Source organism: Nonomuraea sp. NPDC052116 (assembly GCF_040680035.1).
GTDB lineage: Bacteria > Actinomycetota > Actinomycetes > Streptosporangiales > Streptosporangiaceae > Nonomuraea > Nonomuraea angiospora_A.
The window spans coordinates 76,581-93,327 of the sequence record NZ_JBFAWA010000024.1 but is presented as its reverse complement, the minus strand read 5'-3'; the positions used below and the strand labels follow the sequence as shown (position 1 = coordinate 93,327).

11 protein-coding genes are annotated in these 16,747 nt (G+C 73.7%); 5 read left to right on the top strand and 6 right to left on the bottom strand.

Annotated features, from left to right (window positions below; genetic code table 11):
* Window positions 1-37: 37 nt before the first annotated feature.
* Genes AB0L65_RS38575 through AB0L65_RS38565 form a run of 3 tightly spaced genes read left to right on the top strand, consistent with a single transcriptional unit; the run spans window position 38 to window position 6,695 of the window.
* Window positions 38-1,168, top strand: coding sequence for an AAA family ATPase (locus tag AB0L65_RS38575; RefSeq protein WP_350732152.1), 1,131 nt, complete (start codon window positions 38-40; stop codon window positions 1,166-1,168).
* A complete protein-coding gene (locus tag AB0L65_RS38570) occupies window positions 1,165-4,722 on the top strand; it encodes a DUF5682 family protein (protein WP_364256077.1) in 3,558 nt (1,185 codons plus the stop codon). Before AB0L65_RS38575 ends, AB0L65_RS38570 begins: the two co-directional genes overlap by 4 nt.
* Window positions 4,719-6,695, top strand: coding sequence for an SWIM zinc finger family protein (locus tag AB0L65_RS38565; protein ID WP_364256074.1), 1,977 nt, complete (start codon window positions 4,719-4,721; stop codon window positions 6,693-6,695). The genes AB0L65_RS38570 and AB0L65_RS38565 overlap by 4 nt, the downstream gene beginning before the upstream one ends.
* Before the next feature lie 37 nt (window positions 6,696-6,732).
* On the opposite strand, the gene AB0L65_RS38560 is transcribed toward AB0L65_RS38565, so the two are convergent.
* From AB0L65_RS38560 to AB0L65_RS38550, 3 genes are read right to left on the bottom strand one after another with little or no spacing between them, the layout of a single operon-like run.
* Window positions 6,733-8,526 carry an alpha/beta fold hydrolase gene (locus AB0L65_RS38560; RefSeq protein ID WP_364256071.1) on the bottom strand — a complete coding sequence of 598 codons (1,794 nt, stop codon included), beginning with the start codon at window positions 8,524-8,526 and terminating at the stop codon, window positions 6,733-6,735.
* Complete coding sequence (locus AB0L65_RS38555; RefSeq protein WP_364256068.1) at window positions 8,523-9,107, bottom strand: TetR/AcrR family transcriptional regulator; 585 nt, start codon at window positions 9,105-9,107, stop codon at window positions 8,523-8,525. The genes AB0L65_RS38560 and AB0L65_RS38555 overlap by 4 nt, the downstream gene beginning before the upstream one ends.
* Window positions 9,108-9,142: 35 nt before the next feature.
* The gene (locus tag AB0L65_RS38550) at window positions 9,143-10,132 is read right to left on the bottom strand and encodes an NAD(P)-dependent alcohol dehydrogenase (RefSeq protein ID WP_364256065.1); all 990 of its coding nucleotides are present in this window, start codon (window positions 10,130-10,132) and stop codon (window positions 9,143-9,145) included.
* Window positions 10,133-10,282: 150 nt separating this feature from the next.
* On the opposite strand from AB0L65_RS38550, the gene AB0L65_RS38545 reads away from it, so the two are divergent.
* Window positions 10,283-12,622, top strand: a complete 2,340-nt coding sequence (locus tag AB0L65_RS38545) for a LuxR C-terminal-related transcriptional regulator (protein ID WP_364256062.1) — start codon at window positions 10,283-10,285, stop codon at window positions 12,620-12,622.
* Here the strand turns inward: AB0L65_RS38545 and AB0L65_RS38540 are convergent.
* The 3 genes from AB0L65_RS38540 to AB0L65_RS38530 form a co-directional block, all read right to left on the bottom strand.
* Entirely contained in the window at window positions 12,550-12,834 is a 285-nt protein-coding gene (locus tag AB0L65_RS38540) for a protealysin inhibitor emfourin (protein WP_319719532.1), read from the bottom strand. The genes AB0L65_RS38545 and AB0L65_RS38540 overlap by 73 nt on opposite strands.
* A gap of 40 nt (window positions 12,835-12,874) precedes the next feature.
* Window positions 12,875-14,344, bottom strand: coding sequence for a hypothetical protein (locus AB0L65_RS38535; RefSeq protein ID WP_364256059.1), 1,470 nt, complete (start codon window positions 14,342-14,344; stop codon window positions 12,875-12,877).
* Between the two features lie 118 nt (window positions 14,345-14,462).
* The gene (locus tag AB0L65_RS38530) at window positions 14,463-16,121 is read right to left on the bottom strand and encodes a DUF6282 family protein (RefSeq protein WP_364256056.1); all 1,659 of its coding nucleotides are present in this window, start codon (window positions 16,119-16,121) and stop codon (window positions 14,463-14,465) included.
* 201 nt (window positions 16,122-16,322) lie between these two features.
* Here AB0L65_RS38530 and AB0L65_RS38525 point away from each other — a divergent pair, with 201 nt between their 5' ends.
* Entirely contained in the window at window positions 16,323-16,703 is a 381-nt protein-coding gene (locus AB0L65_RS38525) for a peptidase inhibitor family I36 protein (RefSeq protein WP_364256053.1), read from the top strand.
* Window positions 16,704-16,747: the final 44 nt, after the last annotated feature.

The window sequence follows — 16,747 nt, the reverse complement described above, 5'->3', positions numbered from 1 at the left end:
ATTCCATCCACCGATGACTCAGAGGACTTCTCTTCTCATGACCTTGACCGAAGATCGCGCCCCCTCGGCCCGGCAGGTGCTGCCCGCCGAAGAGCGCCACGCCGCCGAACTCGCCTTCCTCGCCGCCCACGACTCCGGCCCCCGCCCGCCCGGCTGGGCGCTGACCCCGCGCGCGGTCGTCACCTTCATCTGCGGCAGCGGCGACGAGACGCTGGACGGCCGGATGAAGATCGCGCCCAAGTTCGTCGGCGAACGCGCCCTCGTCGAACGCTGCGTCGTCACCCTCGCCGGCGAGCGCGGCCTGCTCCTGGTCGGCGAGCCCGGCACCGCCAAGTCGATGCTCTCGGAGCTGCTGGCCGCCGCCGTGTGCGGCACCAGCGCGCTCACCGTCCAGGGCACCGCCGGCACGACCGAGGACGCCTTCCGCTACGGCTGGAACTACGCCCTGCTCCTCGCCCAGGGCCCCAGCCGGACGGCGCTCGTCGACTCGCCCGTGCTGACCGCCATGCGCTCCGGCCGCGTCGCCCGGGTGGAGGAGATCACCCGCTGCCTGCCCGAGGTCCAGGACGCGCTCGTGTCGATCCTGTCCGACCGGCGAGTCAGCGTGCCCGAGCTGGCCGGGACCGAGGACGCGCAGGTCGCGGCGGCGTCCGGGTTCACCGTCATCGCCACGGCCAACCTGCGCGACCGCGGCGTCTCGGAGATGTCGGCCGCCCTCAAGCGGCGCTTCAACTTCGAGACCGTCGGCCCCATCTCCGACGCCGACGCCGAGGTCTCCCTGGTGCGCCGCCAAGCCACGGCCGTCGTCGAGCGCGCCGGCGCGACCTTCGGGGTGGACGACGCCGTGCTCGACGCGCTGGTCACCGTCTTCCGCGACCTGCGCTCCGGCCGCTCCACCGAGGGCTGGGACGTCGAACGCCCCGGGACCGTCATGTCCACGGCCGAGGCCGTGCAGGTGGCGGCCTCGCTGGGGGTGGCGGCGGCGTACCTGCCCACCGGCGACGTGCTGGACCTGGTGCCCGGTCACCTGCTGGGGGTCGTGCGCAAGGACGACCCCGCGGATCACGGGCGGCTGCTCGGCTACTGGGACGGGCCGGTGCGCAGGCGCGCGGAGGACGGGTCGGCGATGTGGCGCCGCCTGTGGGACCTGCGGGAGAACCTCCGTTGACCGCTCAGAGCCTCAATCCGCCCGCCCCGGATCTGGATCCCCGGGAGGCGGTCGCCGCGCTGGCGGCCTCGTCGCGGCCGTACCTGCTGGGGGTGCGGCACCACAGCCCCGCCCTGGCCGTGGTGCTGCCCGCGCTGCTGGACGCCGCCGACCCCGAGGTGGTCTGCATCGAGCTGCCGGCGGACTTCCAGCCCTGGCTCGCGCACCTGGCCGACCCGGGGACGCAGGCCCCGGTGGCGCTCGCGGGGGCCCGGGTCGACGGCGGGCTCGGGTTCTACCCGTTCGCCGACTTCTCGCCCGAGCTGGTGGCCATCCGGTGGGCCTGGAAGCGCGGGGCGGAGGTGGTCTGCTGCGACCTCCCGCTGTCCGACCGCGGCTGGGACGCCACCGCGCCGGCTCCCCTCGCCGAGGAGGCGGGCCCGCGGAATGTCTCCTTCGCCGAAGGGCTGGCCAGGGCCGGCAGCGGTCGTGACGGCGACGACATGTGGGACCGCGCCGTCGAGGTCCTCGCGCCCGGCTGCGAACCCGAGGCCGTCCGCCGCGCCGCCCTCGGCGTCGGCTGGGCCCTGCGCCGCGACGCGGAGACCGCGGGCGGCGTGCCCGCGATGGACCTGGCCCGCGAGGACCACATGCGCCGCGTCCTCGCGGCCGCCGCGGCCGGTGGCCGCCGGGTCGCGGCGGTGATCGGCGCCTTCCACGCGCCCGCGCTCCGCCTGCCCTCCGACGAGGCCACCGGTCCCGCCGCAGGGCCGGCTGACGGGGCCGGGCCGGTGCCCGTGACCTCGCTCGTGCCGTACGCGTTCGACCTGCTCGACTCCCGGTCCGGCTACCCGGCCGGCATCCGGGACCCGCGCTGGCAGCAGGCCGTGTTCGCGGCCGGGGGCGATCCCGGGAAGGTCCGGGACGGCGCCGCGCGCGCCATCACGGACCTGTGCCGGGAGCTGCGCTCGGCCGGGCACACCGCGGGCACCGGCGAGGCCGTCGAGACGCTGCGGCTCGCCTGCGACCTGGCCGGCCTGCGCGGCCTGCCCGCCCCCGGGCGCGGCGAGCTGCTGGAGGCGGTGACGACCGTGCTCGGCCAGGGCGAGCCGCTCGGCCGAGGACGTGCTCTGGCACGGGCCCTGGACACCGTGTTCGTCGGCACCCAGCGGGGCAGGACCGCGCCCGGCACGCCGCGTTCCGGGCTCGGGCCCGCCGTGGAGACCGATCTCGCCGCCCTGCGCCTCCCGTGTCCCGACAACCCCGAACCTCGTGAGGTACGCCTCGATCCGCTCCGCTCCGACCTCGACGCCCGCCGCGAGGTGGCCCTGCAGCGCCTCCTCGTCTGCGGCGTCACCTACGGCGAGCCGATCGAGGTGATGGGCACGGGCGACGGAGCCGCGCTCACCACCAGGTGGCGGCTGGCCTGGACCCCAGCGGTCCCGGCCCTGCTGGACCTGGCGGGCGTGCGCGGTGTGACCCTCGCCCAGGCCGCGGCCGGGACGCTGCGGGAGACGTACCGCCGCGAGTCGGCGGACGGCGGGCCGACCTGCGCCCTCATCCTCGGCGGCCTGCGCGCCGCCGCCGGCTGTGACCTGCCCGACCTGGTGGCCGACCGCCTCGCCGACGCCGCCGTCACGCTGCCCGCCACCGCGAGCCTCGCCGAGCTGCTCCAGGCCCTCGACCTGCTGGAGGCCCTGCGCCGCCGGCACCTGCCCGGCACCACGCCGGAGGGCCGCGAGCAGGCCGCCGAGCTGTCCGGCACCCTCCTGGAGGCTGCGGTACGCGCCCTGCCGGGGCTGGCGGGCAGCGATCAACCGGAGGACGCGGTCGCCCTGGTCGCCCTCGCCTCCCGGGCCGGCGAGGAGCGCCTGGGCCTGCGGATGGACGACGCTCTGGCGGTGCTCGCGCGTACGGCCTCGCCTCTCATGCAGGGGGCGGCGCTGGCCGCCCGCGTGCTGCTGGACCTGGACGGGCCGGCCTCGCTCGGAGACCGGGCGGCCGGCTGGATCGACACCGCCACCGGCCCCGACGGCCGCCTGCGGCTGGCCCGGTTGCTGACCGGCGTGCTCACGGCCGCCGGGCCGCTGCTCCAGTCGGCTCCGGCGGCGCTCGACCCGCTCATGAACCGGGTGGACGGGCTCACGGACAAGGAGTTCCTGGACCGGCTGCCGGCGTTGCGCGGCGGGTTCGACACGCTCAGCCCGGCCGGGCGCGCCCGGCTGCTGGGGGTGGTGTCCGAACGGCTCGGCGACCGGCTCGACGTGGCCCTGCACGCTCCACCGGCGCTGCTGGCCCTCTGGACCGCCGCCGACGCGGCCGGACTGGAGGCCCTGCGCGCGCTCCGGCTCCCCATCCCCATCGAGAGCACCCCGGCAGCACCGGCGGATGAACCGCAGGCCGGTACCTCGGAGGAGCCGGAGGCGGTCGCCGTCCCCGTGACCGACATCCACCGCAGGCTGAGGCCCGCGGACCGGTGGCGGTTGCTGCTCGGCCGGGAGTCAGAAAACCTGCCCCCGAACGCCCGCTCGTACGCCCGCGCCCTGGACGAGCTGTACGGGTCGGGCCGCGGCGAAGGCGCCAACGACTTCGGGCCCGCCCCAGGGGACGGGGGCGGCAAGGAGGCGCCGTTCCCCACGGCACGCGAGTGGTCGGAGGAGCTGGAGGAGCTGTTCGGCACCGAGGTACGCGAGGAGGTCCTGGCCCGCGCCGCCGACGCCGGACGCCACGACGTGCTGACCGAACTCGACCCCGCCTCCGTCCGGCCGTCCGTGGACCTGCTGACCTCCGTGCTGTCCCTGGCGGGCGGCCTGCCGGAACAACAGGTGGCCAAGCTGCGCCCGCTCGTACGCCGCCTGGTGGACGAGCTGACCCGCGAGCTCGCCACCCGCCTGCGGCCCGCCATGACCGGGGTCGCCACGCCGCGCCCGACCCGCCGCCCCGGCGGCAAGCTGGACCTGCCGCGCACCCTGCGCGCCAACCTGGCGCACACGCGCCGCCTGGACGACGGCCGGCTCGTGGTGGTGCCTGAGCGGCCGGTGTTCAGCACGCGTTCGCGCCGGGAGGCCGACTGGCGGCTGATCCTGGTCGTGGACGTCTCCGGCTCCATGGAGGCGTCGGTGATCTGGTCGGCGCTGACGGCCGCCGTGCTGGCGGGGGTGCCGACGCTGTCCACGCACTTCCTGTCGTTCTCCACGCAGGTGATCGACCTGACCGACCGGGTCAGCGACCCGCTGTCCCTCCTGCTGGAGGTACGCGTCGGCGGCGGCACGCACATCGCCGCCGGGCTCGCCCAGGCCCGTACGCTGGTCACGGTCCCGAGCCGCACGCTCGTCGTGGTGGTCAGCGACTTCGAGGAGGGCTACCCGATCGGCGGCCTGCTCGCCGAGGTGCGCGCGCTGGCCGGCTCCGGCGTGCACCTGATGGGATGCGCCGCCTTGGACGACGACGGCGTACCCCGCTACTCGATCCCCGTCGCCCAGCAACTCGTCGCGGCCGGGATGCCCGTGGCCGCGCTCAGCCCGCTCGCCCTCGCCCGATGGGTGGGCGACCGCCTCCGCGGAGAACACCGGTGAACCCCTCCACGTCAACCACTCCCGAAACCGCTCCGGAGACGGTCCCGTCCGGCTCTCCCGGTGGCGGCGGGCCGCTGCCGCCGGTGACCCCGGAGGTGGTGGCCGCCGCCGTCGAGAGCCTGACCTCGCGGCTGCGCAAGAAGCTGGACGCGGCGATCGAACAGTACGCCGCCCTGCCCGTCACGGCAGGTGGCGAGGGCCTGCGGATCGCCTGCGGCGAGGACGCGGTCGTCACGCTCTCGCCGGGGCCGTCCGGGGTGATCGCCGACGGTGACCAGGCGTCGTGCAGTTGCCTGCTGGCGCCGCGCTGTCTGCATCGTGCGGCCGTACTGAGTGCCTGCCCGATCGGGGACGCGCTCACCGGTGGAGAGGAGGCCACCTCCCGCGACTCCTCCGACGCCGAACCCGCGCTCGCCGGATCCGACGGCGCGCAGACGGCCGAGGGGGCCGACAGGGCTGAATCCGACAGGGCTGAATCCGACAGGGCCGGGTCCGTCGAAGCGCCCGAGGCGACGGGGCCCACGGCGGACCAGGTGGCCGCCGCGACCGGGCTGTGGGCCGCTGCCGCCGCCGTGCTGTCCGCCGGGGTGCCCGCCGCCGGCGCGGTGCCCCAGGCCGAGTTGCTGAGGGCCGCGCACACCGCCCGCCTCGCGGGGTTGCCGGGAGCGGAGGCCGCCGCGCTGCGGGTGGTGCGGGGGCTGCGCTCCGCCCGCGCCCGCCACGCCGGCCACCGCCTCGCCGACCTGGTCTCCGCCCTGCGCGAGCTGCTGCTCACCGCAGGCCGGCTGGCCGGGGCGGACCCCGACCCGGCGCTGGCCGGCACCGTACGGCGCAACTACCAATCGGGCGGGAGCCTGAAGGTGTACGGGGTGTTCAGGGAGCCGGTGATCAGCGCCACCGGGTACGGCGGCGTGGTGACGCACGTGGTCGCGGAGGACGGCCGCTGGTATTCGGTGGCCGACGTCAAGCCGGGCGGATCGGCCCGTGCCCGTGGAGCCGCCACCGCGCCCGTCGCCATCGGCCCCGCCGTGCTGAACCACTCCCAGCTCTCCCGTGCCGGACTGCTGATCGTCGGCGCCACCGTCTCCCCGGACGGGCGCCTCGGGGCGGGCAAGGGTGTACGAGCCACCCCCGTCTCCGGCATGCCGTGGACGGAGGGGCCGATGGCGGCCCTGTTCGCCCGGCCGCTGGCGGAGTCGGCGGGCGCCCGGCTCTCCGGCCACGCCTGGAGCGAGTCGGACACGGCGGAACAGGCCCGCGAACCGGTCGGCTGCGACCTGGTCATCGTCGGCGCGGCAGGCGACCACGTACTGGCCCGCGCGGTGCCGCCCGACTCCGGGGGTGACGCGCGGGGCCACGGTCCGCTGATCCGGCTCGTCCCCGCCAGCCACCATCCCGAGCTGGCCCACGTCGACAACCTGCGGCGCCTCGCCTCCCGTCCGGGCCTGCTCGTACGGGTGGTGGGCCGGGTGGAGCCGGACCGGGTGGCGACGCTGCTCCCGCTGGCGGTCGGTCCGGTCCCCGGCACCGAGGCGACGCTGCGCCTGCCCCCCGAATGGCAGGGGCACGCCGACCTCGGGTACGACCGGCTCCAGGGAGCCCACCTCCCGCCCCAGGACGCCTGCCCGCCACCCCCGGACGGCGACGAGGTGGACCCGGTGGCCGGAGCGCCGCTCTGGCGGGTGCGCAGGCTGGTCGAGCTGGCCGTGTCCGGCGGAAGGCGGGCGGTGGCCGAGTCGGCCCGCAACGGCGAGTCGTACGCCCAGCTGCGCAACGCCGGGTTCCAGGCCGCCGCCGACCTGGTCACGGGGCTGACCGCCGAGGCGGACCGCCGCAGCCGTGACGTGTTCGGGCGGTTGACGGACACGGGGCCGGACCGGTACGCGTGGGCGTGGGTGGCCGCCGCCACCCACCTCGCCGCCACGGAACGGGCCATGATCAACGCCTCCTGGCAGCCCGGGGAGGCCCTCTGACCAACCCGACCGTCACCCGGGCCGAACGTGGCGGCCCCTAAGACGGCACGGCGGGAGAGCTGGGCTCCCGCAGGATCCGGATGGCGTGGGCGAGCTCGTCCGGGTGCGTCAGCTGGGGGTGATGGCCGGCGCCGGGGACGACCGTCACCGTGGCCCGGGGGAGCGTGTCCAGCAGCATGCGTCCCTCGGCGGTGAGCGGGTCGTCGGCTCCCACGATGACGTGCACGCTCCCCGCGTACCGCCGCAGCTTGGCCCGGAGGTCCGCACGCCGGTCCTCCCGGCCGACGTCGGCCAGGAGCCGGGCGACGTCGGCGGCCACGCGGCCCCGGCGCAGGTCGGCGACGCTGGACTCCAGCGCCTCCGCGTACGCCACGTCCCCGGTGAGCCGCTCCGCCAGCGCCGCAGGACGTACCCGGCCCAGATACCGGCGGCTCAGGAACGCCGACCGCGCGGCGAGACCGGCGCGCGCCTGGAGGAAGAACGGCGACACGAACGTGAGCCGGTCCACCAGATCGGGACGCGCGAGTGCCGCCTCCAGGGCGGCCGCCGCCCCCACGGAGTGACCCACCAGGTGACGGGCCCCGGTCTCGTCCACGAGCGCGGTCAGCCAGCGCGGCCGGTCTCCGGGCCGTCCCGAGCTCAGCCCCAGCCCGGGCAGGTCCACGACGCGGGCGTGGCCCAGCGCCGCGGCGACCGGGGCCCAGGTGTCGGCGTTCACCGGCAGGCCCGGCAGCACCACGGTGGACGCGTCCGGTTCGCCGAGTTCGAAGGTGCGGACCCCGCCGATCACGGTGAACCGCCGCCGACCTGCGGGCACGGCTCCGAACCGGTGGGCCGCCAGGTGGTCGGCCCAGCGCAGGACGGACGCCGTGACGTCCGGCATGGCGAGGCCGTGCCGGGCGGCGAAGGCATCCGCCGGACCCGTGGGGTAGCGGTCGTCCGAGAGGAACGTCAGCGTCTCCGGGTCGGCCTTGGTGAGCGCTCGGGGCAGGCGCTTCAGGAGCGACACCGGGATCCGCGTACGCGGCGCCCTGACCTGGTAGTGCTCCGCGACGCGGGCGAGCAGATCGGGCAGCGCGGGCGTGTCGTCGTCGAGCACCCAGTACGCGCTCCGCGCGGCGGCCTCGTCCAGCGGGAGCAGGGTCATGAACCGGGCCAGATGGTCGACCGTGACCACCGGCACGAACGTCGTGGCATCTCCCGGCAGCGCCGCCATGCTGCCCTGCCAGATCTCCTTCACGCTCGACGCGAGGCCCAGTTGCTGGTCCGACTCGCCGGTGACGCTGTCGCCGATCACGCTGGAGGGGTTGACGACGGACCAGGGGACGCCGAGCTGGTCCGCGGTGGCCTGGAGCACGGCGTCCGACTCGACCTTGGACGCCTCGTACGCTCCCAGCGCCTCGTACGTCTCCCGCCGTCGCGCGTCGCTCCAGGGCTCGGGGTCCTGCCCGCCCACCCGGTACCCGGAGACGTGCACGAGGCGGCGCAGCCGGGGCAGCCCCGCCGCGAAGGCGACGACGGCGCGGACGCTGTCGACGTTGGCGCGGCGGGCCTCCTCCGCCGGCATCCCGAACCGGTAGGCGCCGGCGCAGTTGTAGATCTCGGTGACGTCCGCCGCGTCGCCGCGGATCAGCGACGGCGTCCCGAAGTCGACCCGGAGATCGGCCGGGGCCTCGCCGTGCCCGTGCTCCTCCAGCCAGCGGACGAGCCGCCGGTACGACTCGGGGCTCCGGGTGGCCGCGCTCACCCGTACGCCGGCCTGGCCGAGCGCGAGGATCAGGTGGCGGCCGATGAGCCCCGTCGCCCCGAACACCAGGGCGTGCCGGCTCATGACAGCGTCTCCCCGGCCAGGAGCGCGGCGATGACGTCGGCGGCGCAGCGCAGCGGCTCCACCGACCGCCGGGCGCGTGACATGATCATCGCCCCCTCGACCGTGCTGACCACGGCCGTCGCCAGCGTCCGCGCGGCGGCCGGGCGGCCCTGCGCTACGAGGTATTCGGCCACGGGGTCGATCCAGGAGCCGAACGCGTCCGCGCAGGCCTCCCGCAGCCGCTCGCTCTGCGCGCCCATCTCCAGCGTGACCACCGAGACCGGGCAGCCGAGCTGGAAGTCGCTGTCGGTGAGCATCCCGGCCAGCACGTCGATCACGCGGCGGACCACGTCGCCCGGGCTCCCCGGCTCCCCTGCCGACTCGACCACGAGGGCGCGGAAGCGCTCGGCCGCGAGCGCGACGGCCTTCTCCCCGAGCGCCTCCTTCCCTTCGGGGAAGTGGAAGTACAGCGATCCCTTGGGAGCGCGGGCGAGCTCGACCACGGTGTTGAGGCCCGTGCCGCTGTAGCCGCGGGCCTGGATCAGTTCGAGCATCGACTCGACCAGCCGGGCGCTGGTTTGCGCGCCTTTGGTTCCTATCATGCGGAAAATATAGACCGGTCTACCTATTTTTCCAACTATATGGTGATGACGACCTTCCCCCGGGTGTGGCCCTTCTCGAGGTAGCGGACGGCTTCGGGCAGCTCCTTGAGCGGATACGTCCGGTCGATGACCGGCGTGATCTTCCCGGCTTCGGCGAAGTCCCGCAGGAGTTCGAGATCCTCGTTGCTCGTCCGCGACAGTATGGGCGCCAGCCGCTGGCTCACGACCACGGAGAGCGCCATCAGCTTGAGCGGACCGGTGAAGGGCCCCAGCCACAGCCCCTTGACCGGCCCTCCGACGGCCACCAGCACCCCCTTCGGGGCCAGCACGCGCCTGACCTCGGACAGCGAGTGGTTTCCGACCATGTCGATCATCGCGTCGTAGCGCCGCCCGGCCCGGGTGACGTCGTCCCGGGTGTAGTCCACGACGTGGTCGGCGCCGATCGAGCGGACCGTCTCCACGTTCCCGGTGCTGCACACGCCGGTGACCTCGGCCCCGTACGCCTTGGCGAGCTGGACCGCGAACGTGCCCACGCCTCCCCCGGCGCCGTTGACGAGGACCCGCTGCCCGGCCCGGACGCGCGCCTTGTCCCGCAGCGCCTGCAGGGCGCTGAGCGCGGCCACCGGGATGGCGGCGGCCTCCTCGAAGGTCAGGTTGACCGGCTTCTTCAGGAGCATCGCGTCCTGGTGGAAGCAGGCGTACTCGGCGAACGCCGCGCTGCGCGCCTCCGGCTTCGCCCGGCCGCCGAACACCTCGTCCCCCGGCCGGAGCCTGGTGACGTTCCTGCCCACCGCTTCGACGCACCCCGCCAGGTCAGCGCCCATGCCGATGGACTTGGGCCGTGACAGGCCGCTCATCGAGCGGACCACGTACGGCGTGCCCCTCATGAAGTGGTAGTCGAGCGGGTTGACGGCGGCCGCCTTCACGCTGACCAGGACGTCGTCGTCGCCCACGGCGGGTGGGTCGACGTCGTGGAGCTCGAGGACGTCGGGCGAGCCGTACCGGTCATACCGGATTGCCTTCATGGTGCCCCCTTGGACGAGTTGCCGGCAGGACGCGCCGCGCGGCCGCGTCGCTGGTCAGCGTAGGCAGCCGCCACCGAGCGCCGATATCACGGAAATTCGTGATTTTGGGGGCCAATCGATCCGCCGCCGGGAGTAGTGTCCAGATCAACGATGGCCAGACCACCGCGCCGCTCGGGCAACCTGCCGGCCGAAGCGACCAGCTTCATCGGCCGCCGCCACGAGCTGGCAGAAGTCAGGAAGAAGCTCACCGGGGCCCGGCTGGTCAGCCTCGTCGGGCCGGGCGGCGTGGGCAAGACCCGCCTCGCGGTGCGGATGGCGTCCGACCTCGGACGCGGGTTCCCCGGCGGCGCGTGGCTGGTCGAACTGGCCGAGGTCCGGGATCCGGCTCGGGTCGGCGACACCGTGCTGGCGACCCTGGACCTGCGGGACCAGGCGGCGGCCGATCCCCTGGTCCGGCTGCTGGCCCACCTGCGCGACAAGCGGCTGCTGATCGTGCTGGACAACTGCGAGCACCTGCTCGAAGCGGCCTCCCTGCTCGTGACGGAGATCATGAAAGCCGCGCCGGGCGTGAGCGTGCTGGCCACCAGCCGGGAGCCACTGTCCGCGCAGGGTGAGCACGTGGTACCGGTGCCGCCGCTCCAGCTGCCGGTGGCCGGGCCCCTCGCGCGGGTCCGGCAGAACGAGGCGGTCACGCTCTTCGTGGAACGGGCCGTGGCCGGATCGGGCGCCTTCGAGCTGACCGCCGCGAACCAGGCGGCCGTGGCCGATCTGTGTCACCGGCTCGACGGCCTGCCGCTGGCGATCGAGCTGGCGGCCGTCAGGACGCGGGTCCTGTCCGCCGAGCAGATCCTCGACCGGCTGTCCGACCGGTTCGGCCTGCTCACCGGCGGGGTACGGGCCGCGCTGCCCCGCCATCAGACGCTGCGCACCACCATCGACTGGAGCCACGACCTGCTGGCGGCGGGCGAGCAGGCGCTGCTGAGGCGGCTGTCCGTGTTCTCCGGCAGGTTCACCCTGGAAGACGTCGAGTCGGTCTGCGCGTGGGACGACGTGCCGGCGGAGCGGGCGCTGGACCTGCTGTCGTCACTGGTCGACAAGTCCCTGGTGACGAAGGAGGACGCCGGCAGCCTGGCCTGCTACCGGCTGCACGAGACGATGCGCGAGTACGCCGGGCTCAGGCTGCGCGCGGCCGGCGAGGAGGAGACCGTCGAACGGCGTTGCTCCGGCTACTACCGGTCGAGGTGCCGCCGGTCCGCGGCCGAGGCCCGGGTCCGGCTCGTCGAGTGGCTCGCGTGGATGGACCTGGAGATCGACAACATCCGGTCGGTCCTCAGGCGCTGCCCGGCCCACGAAGGTGTCGACCTCGTCTACTTCCTCGGCTGGTACTGGATGACGCGGGCCACGAGCGAAGGCGTCCGATGGCTGGACGAGCTGCTCGCCTCCGGCCCCGGCGACCCGGGGGCGCGGGCACGGGGGTACTTCATGCGCGGTTTCCTGGCCGTGCTGCAGTCCGACCCGGCCGCAGCCCGCCCGGCGCTCGAACGGGCGGTGACGGCCGCTCGGGAGGCGGACCTGCGCAGCCTGCTGTCGCAGTCGCTCTCCCTCGCCGCGATCGCCGCGACCATGGCCGGCGACCACCCCGCCACCAGGCGCCTGTCCGAGGAGGCCCACTCTGTCGCGGCGGCCCTCGACGACCTCCCGGCCACGCTCATGGCGCTGCAGTCGCGAGCGCTGAACGGCCTGGCCGACGGCGACCTCGACGACGCCAGGGCCGCGGCGTCGCAGGGCGTGCGGATCAGCCGGGAGATCGGCGACCTCTACAGCCTCGGCATGATGCTGCTGAACCTCGGCTCGGCCATGCTGATGGCCGGCGCGCTCGACGAGTCGAAGCCGCTGCTCGCGGAGGCCCTGCCGATCGCCCACCGGATCGACGACCGGGTGGCGCAGTACTGCCTGCTCGACGCCCTGGGCTGCCACGCCGCGGCCTCCGGACAGGCGCAGGTCGCGGCGCGGCTGCTCGGAGCGGCGGAGACGGTGCGCACGGGCGCCGGCGCGAGCCTCCAGCCGTACCTGACCCGGCTGGTCGCCCGGGCCGAGGAGTCGGCGACGGCGGCGCTCGGCGAGCCCGGCTTCAGGGCCGAGTACGAGGCCGGCGCACGCCTGAGCCGCGACGCCGCGATCAGGCTGGCGCTCGGCGAGCCGGCTCCCGCCGCCCGGACCGCCCCCGCCGACGCGGGGCCGCTCGGGAAGCGGGAGGCGGAGGTCGCCCGGCTGGTCGCCGACGGGCTGAGCAACAAGCGGATCGCGGCCCGCCTGTTCATCTCCGAGCACACCGTCGACAGCCACGTCCGCAACATCCTGAACAAGCTCGGCGTCAACTCGCGGGCGCAGATCGCGGCCTGGATGGCGGCGTCCGGTCAGGCGGACGGGCGCAGCAGCACGGCCAGCGGGTCGGCCGCCTTCGACGAAGGGTCGTCGGAGACCGTGTAGACCCGTCCCGCGCCGTTGCCGACGGTGATCCGGTAGGTCATCAGGTCGGCGCCCACCTCCCCGGACCCGCCCTCCGCCGTGGCGGCGTCGATGGCGGACAGCGCCTCGTACACCCTGGCGGCCTGAGGCTCGGGGAGGTCGTCGGTGTCGTACTCACCGACGGCCTCCTCGATGCCGGCGAAGCCGCCGGTTCTCTCGATCTTCACACGCATGTCTGACTCCCCCTGCCGTACCGCACGATACGGCGAGGTGTCACTTGAACGCCTTCTTCAGCACGCTCAGTTCCGAGGCGAGGATGTCGTCGTCGTGCAGCTGGCCCTTGGTCGTCAGCTTGTCGGCGCCGATCACCTGGAACTCCGGCAGCTGCATGGTGCCGCAGCAGCTCGAACGGTCCTGCACCGCGCGCAGGCTGGCCGACGACGCGTCGGCGGGCTTGACGGTGGTGATGTCCTTCGCGGTCTTGCCGTCGCCGGTGTAGTCGGCGTTCCTGAAGTCCATCTCACCGGAGAGCATCTCGGAGAACGGCGTGGGCGACGTCACCACCTCGCGGAAGGCGAATCGGTTGCGGATGAAGGTCCGGTAGATGTTGGGATCGCCCTGGCCGGCCGAGATCTGCAGCATCTGGTTGACGACGTCCGTGTAGGTGGCCTTGGTCGCCGGCGCCTTCACGATGGCCTTGAACAGCAGCTCGCACAGCCGGTTCGCGACCTCCATGAGGATCACGGTGGGGCTCTTGAGCGCGCCCTGCCGGGTGCGTTCGAACGCGTAGATGTCGGCCAGCACGTCGTAGATGCCGCCGGTGAACACCTGCGAGATCGCGTGCACCTCGTTGCTGACCTCGCTCAGCTTGAGGTCGTTGTCGGCGTTGCGCAGGCCGAACGGCCGGCCGAGCGCCTGCCCGAACTGCTCGGCCAGGGCCGACAGGAACGACTTGGCGTGCAGGTTGGCCTTGGTGAGCGCGACGAGCGCCTCGGCCTGGTCCGGCTGCGCCAGCGTCAGGAAGACCGCGGTCAGGTCGCCGAACGACTCGTGCAGGCCGCCGGTCTGCGGCGGGTTGTCCGCGGCGAGCCAGCCCGGCTTGAGCCCGTCGAGGATCGCGTGGCCGGTCTCGTGCGCGACGATGTCCAGCGAGCGGCAGGTGAAGACCTGCTGCGTGGTGCCGGTCGGGGTGAAGAAGAGGAACTTCAGCGCCTTGGCCGTCCTGCTGTAGAAGGCGTTGGCCCCGACCGCGGCGTGCGGGAAGACGGTGATCCGGTCGATGTTCCCGCCGGTGTTCCAGGCGAACGGGATGGGCGTACCGCCGTTGTGGCGCTCGTACATCGTCAGCGTCTCCCGGACGACCGCGTACGTGTGCGAGCAGTCGAACTCCGGCGAGTTGGGGACGAAGATGAAGTCGCCGTTGACGCTGCGCGCCACGGGCGTGGTGCCGGGCAGCTGGGTGACGATCCGGGCGTCGGTGGGTCCGTTGAGCACCGGGTTGGGGATGAAGATCGGCCTGACGCCCAGCTCGGCTACGGTGGGGTCCTGCTTGTAGATGAGGATCCGGGGCCCGACGATCGGCGGGACCGGGATGGGGACCGGAGCCGGGGCCGCACGCTGAACGGGCGCCGGTTCGATCGTGAACGGCGGCTGCAGCAGCAGCTTCGTCGTGTCGGCCACGGCCGTCCCGGTGACCGCGCGGCCCTCAGGGACGCTCTTCTCCCGCACTTCCTGAATGATCATCTGATCTCCACTCCCCGTAACTCGGGCGCGGCGACAATTTGGACGCGCCTATCGAGTCGTGCCCGGACTTGGATAATCAGGTGCACATGGGAAATAAAAGGTTCGATCGGACATTCTGCTAGAGCGTCCGCAGCGCGGGTGGCACGATCTTCTCGTACGTGGGGAGGTGCTTGACCAGGCCGGTCGCGCGGTGGAAGGCGATGGCCGTGTCGAAGGAGGCCCGCGTGAAGCCGATGCTCTCCGGCATCTCCGTACGCATGAGACCCGGCAACTCGGTCAGCGCCTTCGGGTCGATGCCCTTGAGGTAGACGGTCAGCAGCCGCGTGATCTCGGCGGGGTCGGCCTCGGGCAGGTCGATCGGCCGGTCGAGCACGATGCGGCCGACCCGGCCGAGCACGACGACCCTGTCGCCGAGCAGCAGCGCCTCCTCGATGTCGTGGGTCACGAACACCACCGTCTGCCCGCTCTCCTCCCACAGCCGCAGCAGCTCCGCCTGCAGGTCGCCGCGCAGCTGGGCGTCCAGCGCGCCGAACGGCTCGTCCATGAGCAGCGTCTCGGGGTCGCCGGCCAGCATCCTGGCCAGGCTGACCCGGCGGAGCATCCCGCCGGACAGCTCGCGCGGGTAGTGCCGCTCGAACCCCTCCAGGCCGACCTTCTTGATGAGCTCGGCCGCGCGTTCCCTGCGCGGCCGCGCGGGCACGCCGCCGATCTCCAGGGGGAGCTCGACGTTGCGGCGGACGTCCCGCCACGGCATGAGCGTGTCGGACTGGGTGAGGTAGCCCAGCTGTGTACGCGGGCCGGAGACCGGCTCGCCCCGGTAGGCGACCGAGCCCGCGGTCGGCGTGGTGAGACCGGCCATCAGGTTGAGCATCGTCGACTTGCCGCAGCCGCTGCGGCCGAGCACGCTGACGAAGCCGCCCTCCGCGATCTCCAGGTCGAAGTCGCGCAGCGCCACGATGCCGACGGCCATGGTCCGGACGTCCTCCTCGGTGAAGCCCTCGGCGAGCAGCCGGTCGGCCAGCAGGGCGAGACCGTCCTCCACGGGCGGGTTGAACGGCTGGCCGAGGTCGCTGGAGAGCACCGAGTGCTCGGGGCCCACGGCGCCGATGTGCTCGTACCACGTCTCCCAGGAGACCTTGCCGGAGTGCGGTGTGGTGAAGCAGCGTTCGAGCAGAGCGCCCTTGGCCGCGAGCGCCCGCTGCCGGTCGATCGCGACCCACTGGGAGGTGAACTCCGGATGGGTGATCACGATGCGGCGGACGCCCTCCTCCGCGGCCGCGTCCACCACCGCGTCGATCTCGTCCGCGCTGAGGTGGCCGGTGGCGAGCGTCATGTCGTGCCCGGCGATCACCCGCAGCACCTGCCGGGTCCGCTCCAGCACGGCGCCGCCGGGCCCCACGACGTCCACCGGATCGGCCGCCATCCCCGCCTCCCGCAGCTCGTCCTGCAACCGGGCCCACATGGGCGGCGTGGCCCCCTCGGGGTCGCCGGCCGTGCAGGCCCGCTGGTTGGCGCTGTCGACGGTGGGCAGCCACACGACCTGCGCGCCGCCCCGGGCGGCGATCTCGACGGCGACGGGGTTCATGCCGCCCACGGACGCGTTCAGGGTGATCGCGCCGACCGCGCCGAACCCGGGCACCGCCGCCCGCACCACCGCGGCCCGCTCCGTCGTGGGGACGTAGTGCGACTTGAGCACGAACCCGGCCAGCCCCACCTCCGCGAAGCGCCCCGCCAGGGTGAGGTCGTCTATCCGCCTGCGCATCACATCGGGTGCCACGTGGATGTGGATGGTCGCCGAGAATCGCGCGACTACACCGCGCTCGACGTCCCGCTATGACGCGGCCGCCACTTCTTGCCGACCGCAGGCCCGGATCTTGTATCCGCCAGGGAGACGCGCTGCGTATCGGATCTGTTACACCCTGTGATGGAACTGTCCTGGAAGCCCCTCCAGGCTGCACCGACACGAGGAGAAACTGTAATGAAGTCGAGCACACGCGGCATGCGCATCGCATCGATTACCGGCACCGTCGCCCTCGCCGTCCTGGCTTGCGCCGCCCCCGCCACGGCGGCGGCCCCACCCGTCTCCGGCTCGGCCCGGGCCGGCGACATCTGCCTGTACAGCGGGCGGGACTACACCGGCGCGTCGTGGTGCTGGAACCCGGGGAACGGCTACGTGGACGTTCCCCCGGCCCTGCACGACAACGTGGGCTCCTTCATGGCGCACGCCGACGGATGTTTCATCAACTGGATCCACGTCCCCGACCGCAAGGAGACACGCGTCGTCCGGGACGGCGACTACCGCAGGGTTTACAAGGACGACTTCGGCGGCAAGATCGACGCCGTGGCGCCCCGCTGCTGAGCCCCTGAGCCCCTGAGCCGAGCCGGACACGCGGGCCCCGGGCG